The organism is Halomonas sp. SL1, assembly GCF_003030865.2.
GTDB classification, from domain to species: Bacteria; Pseudomonadota; Gammaproteobacteria; order Pseudomonadales; family Halomonadaceae; genus Halomonas; species Halomonas halophila.
The window spans coordinates 35,655-51,640 of sequence record NZ_PYUQ02000019.1 but is presented as its reverse complement, the minus strand read 5'-3'; the positions used below and the strand labels follow the sequence as shown (position 1 = coordinate 51,640).

The 15,986-nt window shown below is 68.0% G+C and carries 19 protein-coding genes; 11 read left to right on the top strand and 8 right to left on the bottom strand.

Going from position 1 to position 15,986, the window contains the following annotated elements; translation table 11 throughout:
- Positions 1 to 83: 83 nt before the first annotated feature.
- Positions 84 to 521, top strand: coding sequence for a thioredoxin TrxC (gene trxC, locus C9J49_RS12855; RefSeq protein ID WP_107182350.1), 438 nt, complete (start codon positions 84 to 86; stop codon positions 519 to 521).
- Positions 522 to 549: 28 nt separating this feature from the next.
- Here the strand turns inward: trxC and C9J49_RS12850 are convergent, their stop codons facing one another.
- From C9J49_RS12850 to C9J49_RS12840, 3 genes are all read right to left on the bottom strand, one after another.
- The gene (locus tag C9J49_RS12850; protein WP_107182349.1) at positions 550 to 1,551 is read right to left on the bottom strand and encodes a nucleoid-associated protein; all 1,002 of its coding nucleotides are present in this window, start codon (positions 1,549 to 1,551) and stop codon (positions 550 to 552) included.
- 91 nt (positions 1,552 to 1,642) lie between these two features.
- Positions 1,643 to 2,404 (bottom strand): ABC transporter permease, encoded by a 762-nt coding sequence (locus tag C9J49_RS12845; RefSeq protein WP_046079624.1) that lies wholly within the window; start codon positions 2,402 to 2,404, stop codon positions 1,643 to 1,645.
- Entirely contained in the window at positions 2,401 to 3,342 is a 942-nt protein-coding gene (locus tag C9J49_RS12840; protein ID WP_046079623.1) for an ABC transporter ATP-binding protein, read from the bottom strand. The genes C9J49_RS12845 and C9J49_RS12840 overlap by 4 nt, the downstream gene beginning before the upstream one ends.
- Positions 3,343 to 3,725: 383 nt before the next feature.
- On the opposite strand from C9J49_RS12840, the gene C9J49_RS12835 reads away from it, so the two are divergent.
- Complete coding sequence (locus C9J49_RS12835; RefSeq protein ID WP_202020720.1) at positions 3,726 to 4,394, top strand: response regulator transcription factor; 669 nt, start codon at positions 3,726 to 3,728, stop codon at positions 4,392 to 4,394.
- Entirely contained in the window at positions 4,391 to 5,719 is a 1,329-nt protein-coding gene (locus C9J49_RS12830; RefSeq protein WP_107182348.1) for a HAMP domain-containing sensor histidine kinase, read from the top strand. Before C9J49_RS12835 ends, C9J49_RS12830 begins: the two co-directional genes overlap by 4 nt.
- A 50-nt stretch (positions 5,720 to 5,769) precedes the next feature.
- Here the strand turns inward: C9J49_RS12830 and C9J49_RS12825 are convergent, their stop codons facing one another.
- Positions 5,770 to 6,048 (bottom strand): peptidylprolyl isomerase, encoded by a 279-nt coding sequence (locus C9J49_RS12825; RefSeq protein WP_016855385.1) that lies wholly within the window; start codon positions 6,046 to 6,048, stop codon positions 5,770 to 5,772.
- 124 nt (positions 6,049 to 6,172) lie between these two features.
- Between C9J49_RS12825 and C9J49_RS12820 the strand changes: the two genes are divergently transcribed.
- Positions 6,173 to 6,631, top strand: coding sequence for an HIT family protein (locus tag C9J49_RS12820; RefSeq protein ID WP_046079620.1), 459 nt, complete (start codon positions 6,173 to 6,175; stop codon positions 6,629 to 6,631).
- Positions 6,632 to 6,647: 16 nt separating this feature from the next.
- Here C9J49_RS12820 and C9J49_RS12815 read toward each other — a convergent pair whose 3' ends face one another.
- Positions 6,648 to 7,598 (bottom strand): LysR substrate-binding domain-containing protein, encoded by a 951-nt coding sequence (locus C9J49_RS12815; RefSeq protein ID WP_046079619.1) that lies wholly within the window; start codon positions 7,596 to 7,598, stop codon positions 6,648 to 6,650.
- A gap of 120 nt (positions 7,599 to 7,718) precedes the next feature.
- On the opposite strand from C9J49_RS12815, the gene C9J49_RS12810 reads away from it, so the two are divergent.
- The 4 genes from C9J49_RS12810 (at position 7,719) to C9J49_RS12795 (ending at position 10,887) form a co-directional block, all read left to right on the top strand.
- Positions 7,719 to 8,588, top strand: coding sequence for a pirin family protein (locus C9J49_RS12810; protein ID WP_046079618.1), 870 nt, complete (start codon positions 7,719 to 7,721; stop codon positions 8,586 to 8,588).
- A 77-nt stretch (positions 8,589 to 8,665) separates the two neighbouring features.
- On the top strand, positions 8,666 to 9,289 hold the full coding sequence (gene ycaC, locus C9J49_RS12805) for an isochorismate family cysteine hydrolase YcaC (RefSeq protein WP_046079617.1): 624 nt from the start codon (positions 8,666 to 8,668) through the stop codon (positions 9,287 to 9,289).
- Positions 9,290 to 9,348: 59 nt separating this feature from the next.
- Complete coding sequence (locus tag C9J49_RS12800; protein WP_107182346.1) at positions 9,349 to 10,290, top strand: pirin family protein; 942 nt, start codon at positions 9,349 to 9,351, stop codon at positions 10,288 to 10,290.
- A gap of 36 nt (positions 10,291 to 10,326) precedes the next feature.
- Positions 10,327 to 10,887, top strand: coding sequence for an antibiotic biosynthesis monooxygenase (locus C9J49_RS12795; RefSeq protein ID WP_107182345.1), 561 nt, complete (start codon positions 10,327 to 10,329; stop codon positions 10,885 to 10,887).
- Between the two features lie 15 nt (positions 10,888 to 10,902).
- Here the strand turns inward: C9J49_RS12795 and C9J49_RS12790 are convergent, their stop codons facing one another.
- Entirely contained in the window at positions 10,903 to 11,583 is a 681-nt protein-coding gene (locus tag C9J49_RS12790; RefSeq protein ID WP_107182344.1) for a DUF1826 domain-containing protein, read from the bottom strand.
- 142 nt (positions 11,584 to 11,725) lie between these two features.
- On the opposite strand from C9J49_RS12790, the gene zigA reads away from it, so the two are divergent.
- Both zigA and folE2 read left to right on the top strand, forming a co-directional pair.
- Positions 11,726 to 12,979 carry a zinc metallochaperone GTPase ZigA gene (gene zigA / locus C9J49_RS12785; RefSeq protein ID WP_107182343.1) on the top strand — a complete coding sequence of 418 codons (1,254 nt, stop codon included), beginning with the start codon at positions 11,726 to 11,728 and terminating at the stop codon, positions 12,977 to 12,979.
- On the top strand, positions 12,979 to 13,881 hold the full coding sequence (gene folE2 / locus C9J49_RS12780) for a GTP cyclohydrolase FolE2 (protein WP_107182342.1): 903 nt from the start codon (positions 12,979 to 12,981) through the stop codon (positions 13,879 to 13,881). The genes zigA and folE2 overlap by 1 nt, the downstream gene beginning before the upstream one ends.
- 21 nt (positions 13,882 to 13,902) lie before the next feature.
- Here the strand turns inward: folE2 and C9J49_RS12775 are convergent, their stop codons facing one another.
- On the bottom strand, positions 13,903 to 14,718 hold the full coding sequence (locus tag C9J49_RS12775) for a metal ABC transporter permease (protein WP_107182341.1): 816 nt from the start codon (positions 14,716 to 14,718) through the stop codon (positions 13,903 to 13,905).
- Positions 14,718 to 15,434 (bottom strand): metal ABC transporter ATP-binding protein, encoded by a 717-nt coding sequence (locus C9J49_RS12770; protein ID WP_046079611.1) that lies wholly within the window; start codon positions 15,432 to 15,434, stop codon positions 14,718 to 14,720. Before C9J49_RS12770 ends, C9J49_RS12775 begins: the two co-directional genes overlap by 1 nt.
- 118 nt (positions 15,435 to 15,552) lie before the next feature.
- On the opposite strand from C9J49_RS12770, the gene C9J49_RS12765 reads away from it, so the two are divergent.
- Positions 15,553 to 15,986 (top strand): metal ABC transporter solute-binding protein, Zn/Mn family (locus tag C9J49_RS12765; RefSeq protein ID WP_181454300.1); only part of this gene is annotated, 434 nt, incomplete at its 3' end.

The window sequence follows — 15,986 nt, the reverse complement described above, 5'->3', positions numbered from 1 at the left end:
GTGTCCGATCGTCGCGGCGCGCTTGATGGCGCCGGCATCAGGCGACATAGTTTCTCGGGTCTTCCCCCCTCTGGAGTCCCATCATGTCCGATGCCCTGCTGCTGGGCTGTGCCCACTGTCATGCCATGAACCGGGTTCGCCCCGATCGCTTGTCCGCCGGCCCGCGCTGCGGCAAGTGCCAACAGCCGATGTTCACCGGTGAGCCGCTGACGTTGACCGGTGCCAACTTCGCGTCGCTGGTGGCGCGCAGTTCGCTGCCGGTGGTGGTCGACTTCTGGGCCAGCTGGTGCGGGCCGTGCAAGGCGATGGCACCGATCTTCGCCGAGGCGGCCCGCGAGCTGGAGCCGCGCCTGCGCTTCGCCAAGCTGGACACCGAGGCCGAGCAGGCTCTGGCCGGCCGCTTCGGCATCCGCAGTATCCCGACGCTGATCCTGTTCAAGAACGGCCAGGAGGCGGCCCGCCAGCCGGGGCTGCTGCAGGGGCCGCAGCTGCGCCAGTGGCTGGCGGCGCAGCTGGGCTGAGAGACGATGACGCTCGGGGCGGCTGGGGTCAGTCGCCCTGGCGCTGCTTGAGCTGGTCGCGCAGCCCGTTCGGCACCTTCTTGATGATCAGCCGGTCGCCGTCCTCGTCGTACTCCACGGCGGCGCCCAGCAGGTGGGAGTCGAAGCTGATCGAGACGCCGGCGGCGCGGCCGGTGAAGCGCCGGAACTGGTTGAGGGTGCGCTTGTCCGGCGGGATCTCGGGGTTCAGCCCGTAGTCGCTGTTGCGGATGTGTTCATAGAAGGCCTTGGGCCGCTCCTCGTCGACCAGCTCGGAGAGGTCCTCGAGGGTGATGGGCTCGCCGAGCTTGGCCTGGTCGCTGGCGTAGTCGACCAGGGCGTCGGTCTTCTCGCGGCTGGCTTCTTCCGGCAGGTCCTCGTTCTCGACGAAGTCGCTGAAGGCCTTGAGCAGGGTGCGGGTCTCCTCGCCGGCGTCGCGCTGCTCGCGGGCGCCCAGCGCCTCGGCGAAGGCCTCGGACAGCTTCTTGCCGCCGCGGTCGCGGGTCCAGGAGAGATACGGATGCGAGGCCGAGCCGTTCTGCCACTGGTTGACGTCGAGGCGCGCGGCCAGCGTCATCTGGGCCAGATTGAGCTGGCGGGCGGGCACCACGCCGAGGGCATCGTCGATGCCGAAGCCGTCGCGGTGATGCAGCAGCGCGAGAATCAGGTAGCGGGCCTCGCCCTGGCGATGGTCGACGATCAGCAGGTGGCCGCCCACGGGCAGGTGGTCGTCGACCAGTGGCACGATCTGTTCGGCCAGCGCCCGGGTCAGGCTGGGGAAGTCGCGCTCGCCGTCGAGGAAGGCGCTCAGCGCTGCGGGAAAGGCGGCCGGTTCGTCGTCGGAGAAGCGGCCCCAGTTCTTGGCCTTGCCGTGATAGGCGTCGTTGAGCCCCGAGACCAGGTCGTCGAGGGCCGTGGACGCCGCGAGCGGGGCCTCGGCGGGCACCAGGCGGGCCGGGGTCTCGCCGTCGCCCTTGTCGATGCGGTGGATGATGCTGTGCAGGATCGGCATGGGGACCTCCCTCGGCCTCGGTGATCGGGGCTGGCGATGATACCCGCCGCGGCGCGGCGGCGATAGCGCGGCGGGTATCCTGGCGGGACGGTCAGGGCTTGAGCCGGTAGCCGCTGCGGAAGATCCAGCTGACCACGGCGAGCGCCACCGCCAGGAAAAGCCCGATCACCGCCAGGCTGGCCCAGATGCTGACGTCGCCCAGGCCGTAGAAGCTCCAGCGGAAGCCGCTGACCAGATAGACCACCGGGTTGGCCAGCGTCACCGCCTGCCACAGTGGCGGCAGCATGTCGATGGAATAGAAGGTGCCACCGAGGAAGGTCAGCGGGGTGATCACCAGCAGCGGCACCAGCTGCAGCTTCTCGAAGCCGTCGGCCCAGATGCCGATGATGAAGCCGAGCAGGCTGAAGGTCAGGGCGGTGAGCACCAGGAACAGCAGCATCACCAGCGGGTGGGCGATGGTGAAGGGCACGAACAGGCTCGCGGTGCCGAGCACGATCAGCCCCAGGATCACCGATTTGGTGGCCGCCGCGCCGACGAAGCCCAGCACCACCTCGAAGTAGGAGACCGGCGCCGAGAGGATCTCGTAGATCGAGCCCGAGAAGCGCGGGAAGAAGATGCCGAAGGAAGCGTTGGAGACGCTCTGGGTCAGCAGCATCAGCATGATCAGCCCGGGCACGATGAAGGCGCCGTAGCTGACGCCCTCGACCTCGCTGATGCGGGTGCCGATGGCGGCGCCGAAGACCACGAAGTAGAGCGAGGTGGAGATCACCGGCGAGACGATGCTCTGCAACACGGTGCGCAGGCTGCGCGACATCTCGGCCACGTAGAGGGTCTTCACGGATTCGAGGTTCATGCGTCCTCCCTGACGAGGCTGACGAAGATGTCCTCCAGCGAGCTCTGTCGGGTGTGGAGGTCCTTGAAGCGGATGCCGGCGGCGTCCAGATCGGCGAGCAGCTCGGCGATGCCGCTCGAGTCGTCGCCGTCGGTGCGGCCGTCGTAGGTGTAGATCAGTGCCTGGCCGTCCTCGGCGATCTCCAGGCCATGTGCGTCCAGTTCCCCGGGCAGGCGCTCGAGGGGCTCGTGGAGCTGCAGGGTCAGCTCCTTGCGGCCGAGCTTTCGCATCAGCTCGCGCTTGTCCTCGACCAGCACCAGCTCGCCTGAGCGGATCACGCCGATGCGGTCGGCCATCTCCTCGGCCTCCTCGATGTAGTGGGTGGTGAGGATGATGGTCACGCCGCTGTCGCGCAGCTGGCGCACGACCTCCCACATGTCGCGGCGCAGCGCCACGTCGACGCCGGCGGTGGGCTCGTCGAGGAACAGGATCTGAGGCTCGTGAGCCAGCGCCTTGGCGATCAGCACCCGGCGCTTCATGCCGCCGGATAGCGTGATCAGGCGATTGCGGCGCTTGTCCCACAGCGACAGCGATTTCAGCACCCGCTCGATGTGGGCCGGATCCTTCGGCTTGCCGAACAGCCCGCGGCTGAAGCTCACCGTGTCCCACACCGTGGAGAAGGCCTCGCTGGTCAGCTCCTGGGGCACCAGGCCGATCAGCTGGCGCGCCTGGCGATAGTCAATGACATTGTCGTGACCGGCCACCAGCACGCGACCCGCGGAGGCGTTGACCAGCCCGCAGATCACGCTGATCAGGGTGGTCTTGCCGGCGCCGTTGGGGCCGAGCAGGGCGAAGATCTCGCCGCGTCGGATCTCGAGGTCCACCCCCTTGAGGGCCTCGAAGCCGCTGTCGTAGGTCTTCGACAGCGCCTCGACGCGGATCACGCTTTGTTCACTCACCTTCCCGTACCTCCCTGGCTGTTCGGATCCTGCCGCTGGCCTGCCGGCGACACCCCTCGTCGAGTCGGCGTCTCTGAGGCCATACCTTAACGCTTCCCTAACCCCTTCGGGTACAAGCTGCCTGGGTCTCACTGAGGCGATATTCCCTGTTCTTCTTCAAACCGCCCGTACCGGGCGGTTTTTTTATGGTCCCGGTCGTCGCCGGGCGTGGTGCTTGTCTCCCATCGCCGCCGCCATGGTTCCGGGCGTCGAGGGGGGCCGGGCGTCGTCGTCGGTCGACTCGGTCGCGCCGGGTTGTGGCATCATATTCTGCTCATTTTCCTGAACCCATGCCGGGACATGCTGCGACGGCACGGGCGTGAATCGAGCGAGGAGAGCCGATGCTGAGCGTGCTGCTGATCGAGGACGACATCGACCTGGCCGAGACGCTGATCGACTATCTGGCGCTCGAGGGCATGCGTTGCGACCACGCCGCCAACGGCGTGGCGGGCCTCGAGCTGGTCGAGCGCCAGCCGCCCGACCTGGTGCTGCTCGACCTGCACCTGCCGCGGCTGGACGGCCTGCGGGTCTGCGAGCGCCTGCGCGAGGCCGGGCGCGACATCCCGGTGCTGATGCTCACCGCCCGTGATGCCCTGGACGACAAGCTGGCCGGCTTCGCGGCCGGCACCGACGACTATCTGGTCAAGCCTTTCGAGCTGCGCGAGCTGGCGGCGCGGGTCCATGCCTTGGCCAGGCGCCGCAGCGGCCAGTCCCAGCGCCTCGGCTGTGCCGACCTGGAGATGCACCTGGGGGAGCGACGTGTCACGCGTGCGGGGCGGCCGATCCATCTCTCGCCCACCGGCTGGCGGCTGCTCGAGGCGCTGCTGCGAGCCTCGCCGAACGTGGTGTCGCGCGCGGCGCTGGAGACCACGCTGTGGGGCGAGGACGTGCCCGACAGCAACAGCCTCAAGGTCCATCTCTATCACCTGCGCCAGGCCGTGGACGTGCCTTTCGAGTTCCCCCTCGTGCAGACCGTGCCCGGCCATGGCGTGGCGCTGAGGCCCGCGACGTGAGGCGACCCGATACCCTCAAGGGGCAGCTGATCCTGGGCGGATTGGTGGTAGGCCTGCTGCTGGCGGTCGGCTACTCCGTGCTCAGCGCCCACTACTTCCTGCGCGGCATGGACAACATGACGCGGGCGCACATGGCCCGGGTCGCCGACGACGTCGCCGGCCGGCAGGGCGGCGCGTTACCGGAAGACCTGCGCAAGGTGGCCGGCTACCATCTGAGCGGTGACTGGCAGGCCATGCCCGAGGCCGTCCGACGTGTCTTCCGCGATGCGCCCGGCGAGCCCGGGCGGCTCTACAAGCAGGACGACGGCAACGGGCTCCAGCGGCCGCAGACCTTCTATGTCGCCATGCGCCATCCGACCCCTGAGGGATCGCTGTTCGTGGCCGACGTGATCGCCTCGTCGCCTCCCGCCATCTCGCCGGCCAACGAGTCGCTGAACAGCCTGATGACGCTGCTCGGGCTGGGAATGATCATCGCCGTGGGGCTGCTGGGTGCACTGCTGTGGTGGCTGCGCCACGTCTCACGCCCGGTGAATGCCCTGGGCGACTGGGCACGCGGCCTCGATGCGCAGCGCCTGGCCGAGCCGACGCCGGATTTCGGCTATCCCGAGCTCAACGAGCTGGCCGGCCTGCTGCGCGAGAGCCTGTGCTCGGCCCATGAGGGCCTGGCGCGAGAGCAGCGCTTCCTGGCCCATGCCAGCCACGAGCTGCGTACGCCGATCACCGTGCTGCGCCACAATCTCGAGCTGCTGCGGCGCTTCCAGCAGGCGCATGACGAGACCTGGAGCCCGCGTCATCGCCAGGTATTCGCGCGCATGGAGCGGGCCGGTACCACCATGAAGCACCTGACCGAGACCCTGCTGTGGCTGAGCCGTGAGGAGGGCCCTGCGCCCCCTGGCGTCCGCGTCGATCTCGAGGCCTTGCTCGATGCCCAGGTCGCCGAGCTGCGCTACCTGCTGCGCGACAAGGCGGTCGACGTCGAGCTCGATACCGCGCCGTGTCACCTGACCCTGCCGGAGGCGCCGACCCGGATCGTGCTGGGCAATCTGATTCGCAACGCCTTCGTGCATACCTGGGAGGGGCGGGTGGTGATCCGCCAGCGCGGCTCGGAAGTGCGCATCGACAACCACCAGGCGTCACCGAAGACGGCCGAGGCCGATGAGGCGCCGGGCGAGGTCGGCTTCGGCCTGGGGCTGCGGCTCACCGCGCAGCTGACGCAGCGGCTGGGCTGGCCCTACGAGAACCTGCCCGAGGCGACGGGCCATCGCGTGCGGGTGGTGTTCGACGCGCGTGACGCCGGGCCGATGGCCGAGCAGGGCGTGTCATGAAAAAGGCCGCGTCGATATCCGACGCGGCCCTTGTCTACCTCTGCAGCCACTCAGCCGCGGCTGGTGACTTCCAGCAGGTGGTAGCCGAACTGGGTCTTCACCGGGCCCTGGACCTGGTTCAGGTCGGCGGAGAACACCACCTTGTCGAACTCGGGCACCATCTGGCCCGGACCGAAGCTGCCGAGCTCGCCGCCCTGGCGGCCGGACGGGCACTGGGAGTGTTCACGGGCGACCTCGGCGAAGTCGCGACCGCCTTCGATCTCGGCCTTGAGGGCCAGGCACTGTTCTTCGCTGGGCACGAGGATATGGCGGGCGGTGGCCTGAGTCATGGGAATCTCCTTCGCGGATGGGATAGGCTCTGAACGAGCGGGGAGAATAGCATGCCGCCGGCGCCGAGGAACCGTTGCGGCCGGCGTTTTCCGGCGCGTCGTCGTCAACAGGGAGGCATCGAACGTGAGCTGCATCTTCTGCGAGATCGTCGCCGGCCGGGCGCCGTGTCATGTCATCTGGGAGGACGAGGCACACCTGGCGTTTCTGTCCATCTTCCCCAATACGCCGGGCTTTTCGGTCGTCATTCCCAAGGCCCACCACCCCAGCTACGCCTTCGACCAGCCGGACGAGGTGTTGACCGGACTGATGCTGGCCACCAAGCGGGTCGCGCGGCTGCTCGACGCCTCGCTCGAGGGCGTCGCCCGCACCGGCATGTTCTTCGAGGGCTACGGCGTCGATCACCTGCACGCCAAGCTGTTTCCCATGCACGGCACCGGCAGTGACTCGGCCTTCCAGCCCGTGGAGTCACGGGTCGACAAGTACTTCGACCGCTACGAGGGATATCTCTCGTCCCACGATTACCGACGCGCCGACGATAGTGCGCTGGCCGAACTGGCCGCGCATATCCGCGCGTTTGGCTGAGCCGACAAGGCTGGCATCAGGGCGTCCGGTTCTGCCGCCCGTCGTTCAGCTCGGGGAAGCGATTCGTCACGTCTTGCGTGGCGATATTGGCATCGAGAAAGTCCAGCAGGGCCCGCACCGAGGGCAGCAGCCCGCGCCGTGAGGGGAAAACCGCGTGGAGAATGCCGCCGCGCGGCGCCCAGCCCGGCAGCACGTCGATCAGCCGACCATCGGCCAGGTCGCAGCCGCCGACCAGCAGTGCCAGCTTGACCACGCCCATGCCCGCCAGGGTCGCCTCGTGCAGCGTCTCGGCACTGTCGGTCACCAGGCGCGGGCGGTGCTGGATCCGGGCGCTCGCCCCGTCCGGGCCGACCAGGTCCCAGCAGTGCTGCCCGGCGTACTGCTCGAAGTCCAGGCTCGGCAGGCGGGGCAGGTCGGCGGGCACCCTCGGCCGGGGATGGGTCTCGAACAGCTCGGGGGCGGCCATCAGCCGCTGAGGACTCTGGGCCAGGACTTTCATGGTCAGGTCGCTGTCCTCCAGCGGCGGGAAGCGAACGCGGATAGCCAGGTCGAAGCCCTCCTTGACCACGTCGACGCGTCGGCTGGTGGCCTCCACCTGGACGTTGACCTTGGGACACTGGGCCATGAAGCGTACCAGCAGCGGCGTGATCAGGTAGTGCAGCACGCTGGGGGAGCAGCTGAGGCGCACGTTGCCCTGGGGTTCCGCGCGATGGCGCTCGATCAGCTCGTCGGCGGCTTCGGCCTCCACCAGCATGGCCAGGCAGTGCCGGTAGTAGGCCTGGCCCAGTTCGGTCACCGAGAAGTGGCGTGTGGAGCGGTTCACCAGGCGCGTTCCCAGGCGTTCTTCCAGCTGAGCGATGCGTCGGCTCAGCTTCGACTTGGGAATGCCCAGGGCGCGGCCCGCGGGCGCGAATCCCGCGTGGTCCACCACCTGGACGAAGTAGTAGAGGTCATTGAGGTCTCGCATTCTATCGTCCTGTATGGGGAACGCAGTGTGCGGATTCTACCACCTAGCCGATCCAGCGTTCCTCTCATAGGCTTTCTGCAACGGGGCCAGCGTGCCCTCCCTGCCAGCAGGAGCCTGACGATGAAGCAGATCCAAGCCATATACGGTGCCCCCCACGGTCACTGGGTCGGCGACGGCTTCCCGGTACGTTCCCTGTTCACCTACGACCGCATGGGCGCCGAGCATCTCAGCCCTTTCCTGATGCTGGATCACGCCGGTCCCCATACCTTCAAGCCGGCCCGAAAACCACGGGGCGTGGGGCAGCATCCGCACCGTGGCTTCGAGACGGTGACCCTGGTCTACGAAGGAGAGCTGGAGCACCGTGATTCCACCGGCAGCGGCGGCAGGATCGGTGAGGGAGACGTGCAATGGATGACCGCCGGGGCCGGCATCGTTCACGAGGAGTTCCACTCTCGAGCCTTCACCGAGCGGGGTGGTCGTCTGGAAATGGTGCAGCTGTGGGTCAACCTGCCGGCTGATGACAAGGAGACTCCGGCCGCCTATCAGACGCTACTCAATGCGGATATTCCCATCGTGTCGTTAGACGACAATGCAGGCCATGTGCGGGTCGTGGCAGGAAGCTATCTTGGACACGAGGGACCGGCTCGCACCTTTACGCCGATCAATCTGTGGGACGTGCGTCTCGCTTCGGGCGGGGACGCGGTGCTGCCGGTGCCGGACGGTCATACCACTCTGCTGGCGGTGCTGGAGGGCACCGTCCAGGTCAATGGCGAGACCATCGTGCGCGATGAGGCCGTGGTGGCCTTCGAGCGTCGAGGCCAGGAGTTGTACCTGGAGGCCAACAACGACGCCAAGCTGCTGCTGCTCAGCGGCGAGCCCATCGACGAACCGGTGGCTGGATATGGCCCCTTCGTGATGAACCGTGAAGAGGAGCTCCAGCAAGCTTTCGTCGACTTCCAGAACGGGAAGTACGGCGCCTTGAACGGCTAGCGGGCGGATATCCGCTGGCGTTCGTCCCCGGTGGCCAAGGCCACCGGATTTCCCCCTGATGCAAAAGGAGAGCGATCATGTCCTTCACCTATAACCGCCTGGACAAGGACGACGTGGCGCTGCTGATGGTCGACCACCAGGCCGGCCTGCTGTCCCTGGTGCGTGACTTCAGCCCGGATGACTTCAAGAACAACGTTCTGGCGCTGGCTGACATCGCCAAGTTCTTCGACATTCCCACCATCCTCACCACCAGCTTCGAGGATGGCCCCAACGGGCCCATGGTGCCGGAGCTCAAGGAGGCGTTTCCGGATGCGCCGTACTTCGCGCGCCCCGGCCAGATCAATGCCTGGGACAACGAGGACTTCGTCGCCGCGGTCAAGGCCACCGGCAAGAAGCAGCTGCTGATCGCCGGCGTGGTCACCGAGGTCTGTGTGGCCTTTCCGGCGCTGTCCGCCCTGGAGGAAGGCTTCGAGGTGTTCGTGGTCACCGATGCGTCGGGCACCTTCAACCCGATCACCCGTGACGCCGCCTGGAATCGCATGTCCCAGGCCGGCGCCCAGTTGATGACCTGGTTCGCCGTCGGTGGCGAGCTGCATCGCGACTGGCGCAACGACATCGAAGGCTTCGGCGGCTTGCTGGCCGGTCATCTGCCGGCCTACTCGAACCTGATGCAGAGCTATGCTCAGCAGGCACGCAGCTGAGTCGTGCGGCTCGGCCTCGGGGCCGAGCCGTTCCGCTATCCACGCAGGAGAGACCGCCCATGAGCAGCCTGATCCAGGATCCTGAACCGCAGTCCTCGCTCGACTGCCCGATCGTCGACGGCAAGCGCCGGGTCCAGCACGTGCCGCCCCGCACCGCGGACGTCGGCGGCATTCCGGTCAACCGGGTGCTGCCGTCTCGCCATCGTCGCCTGGTGGGCGCCTGGTGCTTCCTCGACCATGCGGGACCCAGCGTCTTCAAGGGGGATGCCCGCGGACTGCGGGTCGGCCCTCATCCGCATATCGGCCTGCAGACCTTCACCTGGATGATCGAGGGCGAGGTGCTGCACCGGGACAGCCTCGGCAACCAACAGGTGATCCGCCCCGGCCAGGTCAACCTGATGACCGCCGGCCGCGGCATCAGCCACACCGAGGAATCGGTGCCCGGCGAGACGCATCTGCATGCCGCCCAGCTGTGGATCGCCCTGCCCGAGGCCGATCGGCGCACCGATCCGCGCTTCGATCACTATCCCGATCTGCCGGGCTGGGAAGCGCAGGGCGTCGCCTTCACGCTGCTCATTGGCGAGTTCGCCGGACGCCGCGCGCCGACGCTGGCCTTTTCCGAACTGGTCGGACTGGACCTTGCCAGCCGAGAGGCGAATACCGTCGAACTCCCGTTGCGTGAGGACTTCGAGTACGGCGTGCTGTCCCTGGAAGGCGAGATCGACATCGAGGGCGAGGCGTTCGCGGCCAATGAGCTGGCCTACCTGGGGCGTGGGCGCGACGCCGTCACCCTGACGCTGCCCGCCGACGGCCGAGCCATTCTGATCGGCGGCGAGCCGCTGGGCGAGGAGATCCTGATCTGGTGGAACTTCGTCGGCCACGGCAAGGCCGAGATCGCCGAGGCCCAGCGCGACTGGGAGGCCGGCAGCGAGCGTTTCGGCAGCATTCCCGACTACGATGGTGAGCGGCTGATGCCGCCGCCGCTGCCCTGGAAGGCCTGATTGGCCCCGTGTCACTCTTCAGTAGAAGGCAGTCCCATGACCGAGACCCCGTCGGGCGCTAGCGTCACCATTCGCATTCAGCATCGCGTGCGGCCGGAGGCGAGAGATCACTACGAGGGCTGGCTGCGTCGCATCATCGAAGTGGCCGGGCGATACTGCGGTCATCAGGGCGTGCACGTGCTTAGGCCTACGGCGGATGGCTGCGACTACGAGATCGCGGTGCGTTTCGCTTCCGAGGAGCAAGCCGATCACTGGCGACACTCGGACGAGCGTCGCCGGCTGCTTGACGAGATCCTGCCCTCCCTGCAGCGCAAGGAAACGGTCGAGATCCACAGCGGTATCGACTACTGGTTCACGCCGTCGACCTCGAAGGCCAAGCAGCCGGTGCGCTGGAAGCAGTGGCTGGTGACCACTGCCGTGATCTGGCCGCTCACCATGCTGGTGCCGCTGTTCTGGCAGCCGCTGTTTGCCGTTCAGCCGGTGCTCGCTACCTGGGGAATACGGCATGGCCTCATCGCGGCCACCGTCGTGGCACTGGTGATCTACGTGGTCATGCCGCGTGTCGTGCGTCTGGTGGCGCGTTGGATGTTCGAATAGGCCCTCTTATCCGCCTCAACCGGGATCGATGGTCAGCAGCAGCCGCGGCTGACTCTCCGCCAGGGCCGGGCTGCGGTGCACCAGGCCGTGCGACTCGTTGCCGATCCAGCCGCTGCCCTTGAGCAGCGCCACATCGCCGGACTCCAGCCGGCGGATGGCGCCGTCGTCGCGCACGATCTCCGGCTTGGCGGCGCTCGGTGCCCCGAGTCCGGCGCGATTCACCGCCGCTTCGGGTAGCCATTCGCTGCCCGGGCCCAGATAGGTCGTGATCATCCTCACCGGCAGATTGTCGCAGTGGAAGCGCGGGCACATGGGCGCGTCCATCAGCCTCAGCCGCAGGCCCACCGTGTCGGTGTCGAACAGGAAGGCCATGGCCTCGGCCAGGATCACGACATCCTCCACCAGGGCGACGGACGCCGCGGGCGCGGCCAGGGTCTCGAACAGCGCGGTGCGCAGCTCGACGCCGGGCGCACCGCGCCAGTTGAACGACAGCGGACGCCCGGCTTCCACCTGGGCCAGGGCACCAGCCAGCAGGTCGCTGCCGACCGGGCGACGCATCACGGCCAGCGTGATGGCGTCCTCGAAGATGCGCGGCAGTACCTCGATGCCGCCGCCTTCCGCCCAGTGAGGCGTCGAGAGCGGGCGTGGTGCCGAGGCGGCGAAGTCGGGGCAGGGCAGGGGCGTGGGGTGCGGCATGAAAGTCTCCGTCATGAGGCGGTTAGCGGGCTTGGGCGTCTTGCCAATTTGTTACGTTATAACGTATCTTTTCTGCCCTTGAAAGCCACGCTCTCTCGAGGGCGGGCGATGACCGTGACCAACAGGCAACAAGGAGAGACCGATGAGTGAACCTCATCCCCTGCCCGTGACCGTGCTGTCCGGGTTTCTCGGCGCCGGCAAGACGACCCTGCTCAACCATATCCTGGCCAATCGCGAGGGGCGTCGGGTGGCGGTCATCGTCAACGACATGAGCGAGGTCAACATCGACGCGGCCCTGCTGCGGCAGGACGAGGGCAACGGCGGTCCCGTCCCCGACGTCGCGGTCAACCGCGCCGAGCAGCGCCTGGTCGAGATGAGCAACGGCTGCATCTGCTGCACGCTGCGCGAGGATCTGCTGATCGAGGTGGCCCGCCTGGCCCGCGAGGGACGCTTCGACCAGCTGGTCATCGAGTCCACGGGCATCTCCGAGCCGCTGCCGGTGGCCGAAACCTTCACCTTCGAGGACGACAACGGCGAGAGCCTGTCGCGGCTGGCGCGCCTGGATACCCTGGTCACCGTGGTCGACGGTGCCAACTTCCTCACCCAGTATCGTGAGGCCCGGTCGTTGACCGAGGCCGGAGAGAGCCTGGGCGAGGACGACGAGCGCAACGTCGCCGACCTGCTGGTCGACCAGATCGAGTTCTGCGACGTGCTGCTGATCAGCAAGGCCGATCTGATCGACGAGCGCCAGCGCGCCGAGCTCGAGGCGGTGCTGCGAAGCCTCAATCCCGAGGCGCGGATCCTGGCCATGGCCCAGGGGGCGGTCCCGTTGGAAGAGGTGCTGGATACCGGCCGTTTCAGCTTCGAGCGGGCCCAGCGGGCACCGGGCTGGCTCAGGGAGATGCGCGGCGAGCACGTGCCGGAGACCGAGGAATACGGCATCGCCAGCTTCACCTACCGGGCGCGGCGGCCTTTCCATCCGCAGAAGTTTTTCGAGCTGCTGCACGCCGACTGGTTCGGCGAACGGCTGCTGCGCTCCAAGGGGTTCTTCTGGCTGGCCTCGCGCCCGCGCCTCGCCGGGCAGTGGAGCCAGGCCGGCGGCGTCGCCCACTACGGCTTCGCGGGCCTGTTCTGGAAGGCCGTGCCCGAGGTCGACTGGCCGACGGATCCCGGCTATCTCGAGGCGATCGAGCAGGTCTGGGAGGAGCCCTTCGGCGACATGCGCCAGGAGCTGGTGTTCATCGGCCAGGGCATGCACGAGGCGCGCATGCGCGAGGCCCTGGACGGCTGCCTGCTCGATGACGAGACCCTGCTGGCCGGGCACGAGTTCTGGCGCGCGCTGCCCGATCCCTTCGCCGACTTCGCGCCCGCCGAGCTCGATGCCGAGGAGGCCTGATGACAACGCCGCTGATGGATATCGCCGACGGCGCCGCCGATCAGCCGGGGCGGCTGTCCTGGGTCGGCATGGAGGGCATCGATCTGCCGCTGACCCTGGCGGGTCGGCCGGTCCAGGCGCGCGCTCATGCCGGCGTCAGCCTGGACGCCGCCGAGGCGCGAGGCATTCACATGTCCCGGCTCTATCTGGCCCTCGAGCGTCTGGTCGACCGGGAGATCACCCCCGGGCGGCTTCAGGAGGTGCTGGCACACTTCCTCGACAGCCATCATGACCTCTCGCGCGAGGCCTTTCTTGACCTGGAGGGCGAGGCCATGCTGCGCCGACCGGCGCTGGTCAGCCCGCTGGCGGGGTGGAAGGCTTATCCCTTCGCGCTGCGCGGCCGGCTCGGGCCCGACGGCTTCGCGCTGAGGCTGTCGCTCGAGATCGGCTATTCCTCGACCTGCCCCTGCTCGGCGGGGCTGGCGCGACAGCTGATCCAGGAGCGGTTCGACCGCGACTTCGAGGACGAGACGGCGCTCGACCACAAGGCGGTGCGCCGCTGGCTCGGCAGCGAACAGGGCATCGTCGCCACGCCGCACAGCCAGCGCAGTCGCGCGCATCTCGAGCTGCGCCTCGATGGCGGGCTCGAGGCCCTGCCGGTGGTCGAGGTCATCGAACGGGCGGAAGCCAGCCTCGGCACTGCGCTGCAGACGGCGGTCAAGCGCGTCGACGAGCAGGCCTTCGCTCTGGCCAACGGCCAGAACCTGATGTTCTGCGAGGACGCCGCCCGGCGCCTGGATCGGACCCTGCGCGAGCAGCCCGGCGTGGCCGGCTTTCGTCTGCGGGTGGTGCACGCCGAGAGCCTGCATGCCCACGACGCCGTGGCGCGCAGCCAGTGGAACTGGCCCGAGGTCGAGGGCTGAGGTCCTCCCCGGGGTGCGGGCCTAGTGGTCGGACCGTGCCGACCGGGAGCGGAAGCGACACGCACTGGCCAGGCTCGCGCACAGGAACAGCAGCGTGGTGACGCAGACGATGGTGGGGCCGGTAGGGGTGTCGAAGCGATAGGCGGCCATGAGGCCGCCGTTGGCCGAGAAGATGCCGACCGCCGCCGCCGCGATCGCCATCCGCTCCGGCGTGCGGCTGAACGGCCGGGCAGTGGCCGCGGGGATGACCAGCAGCGCGGCGATCAGCAGCACGCCCACCACCTTGATGGCGACGGCCACCACCAGTGCCAGTGACAGCGTCAGCACCAGCTGCTCGCGCTTCGGGTCCATCCCGGCGGCATGGGCGAGGTCCGGGTTCAGGGTCGAGGTCAGCAGCGCCGGCCAGCGCCAGCTCAGCAGTCCCAGCACCATCAGCGCGCCGCCCCAGATAATGGCGAGATCCTGACGGCTCACGGCGAGGATGTCGCCGACCAGATAGCCCATCAGGTCGATGCGCACGCCGGAGACGAAGGACACCGCCACCAGCCCGAAGGCCAGTGCCGCATGGGCAGTGACGCCGAGCAGCGTATCCATGGCATAGCCCCGGCCACTCAGCAGCGACACGGCCAGCGCCATCAGCAGCGAGACCGTCAGCACCCCGGCGAACAGGGAGGTGGACAGGACCAGGGAAAGGGCGACGCCGAGGATGGCCGCGTGGGCGGTGGCATCGCCGAAATAGGCCATGCGCCGCCACACCACGAAGCAGCCGAGCGGTGCGGCCGCCAGGGCGACGCCGGTGCCGCCCAGCGCGGCGCGAACGAGGAAGTCATCGAGCATCAGGAAAGCGCCTCCTCGGGCGCGTGATCGTGGCGATAGAAGGCGACGGCATCGCGTTCGTCGACGCCGAGCAGATCGCGATAGGCCGATGAGCCGGCCACCGTGTCGGGAGGTCCCTGGCAGCAGATCCGCCCGTTCAGGCACACCACTCGATCCGACGCACGCATGACCACATGCAGCTCATGGCTGACCATCAGCACCCCGCAGCCCAGCTCCCGCTTCACCCGTGCGAGCTGGCGGTAGAACTCCGCGGTGCCGCGGTGATCGAGCCCCTGATTGGCCTCGTCGAGGATCAGCAGGTCCGGAGAGGTCAGCAGAGCCCGAGCCAGCAGCACGCGCTGGAACTGACCACCCGACAGGCCGCTCATCTGCCTGTCGGCAAGCCCGGCCGCATCGGCCCGTTCCAGCGCGCGCCGCACGGCGTCGTTGGAGTGGCGCCGGGGCAGGGCCATGAAGCGCGACACGGTCATGGGCAGGGTGGGATCGATGTGCAGGCGCTGCGGCACGTAGCCGATGGTCAGCGAGGCGTCGTGGGATACCCGACCCCGGCTCGGTGCCAGGGCGCCGATGATCACGCGTAGCAGCGTGGTCTTGCCGGACCCGTTCGGCCCGACGATGGTGACGATCTCGTTCCTTTCCAGGGACAGGTCGATGCCGTCCAGGATGGTATGGCCACGTCGGGTGACGCCGACGTCGCTCAGGCTCAGTAGGGGCATGGCGGCTCCATCAGGTCGTCGTTGCTCCGCCAGGGGCAGCCTCGACAGGGGACTTGCTAAAAACGTTATGATATAACATTTCATTCGTGACCTGAAAGAGACCTGAAAGGAGATCCCCATGCCCCTGAATCGCCGTCCCTGGCTTCTCTCGTTGCTGGCCGTCCCGGGCTTCGCGGCCGCCGATGTTCCCCGCGTCGCGGTGGACATTCCGCCCGTCCAGTCGCTGGTCGCCCAGGTCATGGGTGATCTCGGCACGCCGATGCCGGTCATCCAGCCCGGTGCGTCACCTCACGGCTATTCCATGCGCCCTTCGGAGGCCGCGACGCTGGACCGGGCCGACGTGGTGTTCTGGGTCGGCGATGCGTTGACGCCCTGGCTGGCGAAATCGCTGAGCACCCTGGCCGCCGACGCGACCACGATCGAGCTGCTCGATGCGCCGGGGCTGGTCCGTCATGACTTTCGCCAGGGGGCGACCTTCGCCGCCCATGACCACGGCGAGGATCATGCTCACGACCACGACCACGACCACGACCACGACCACGACCACGACCA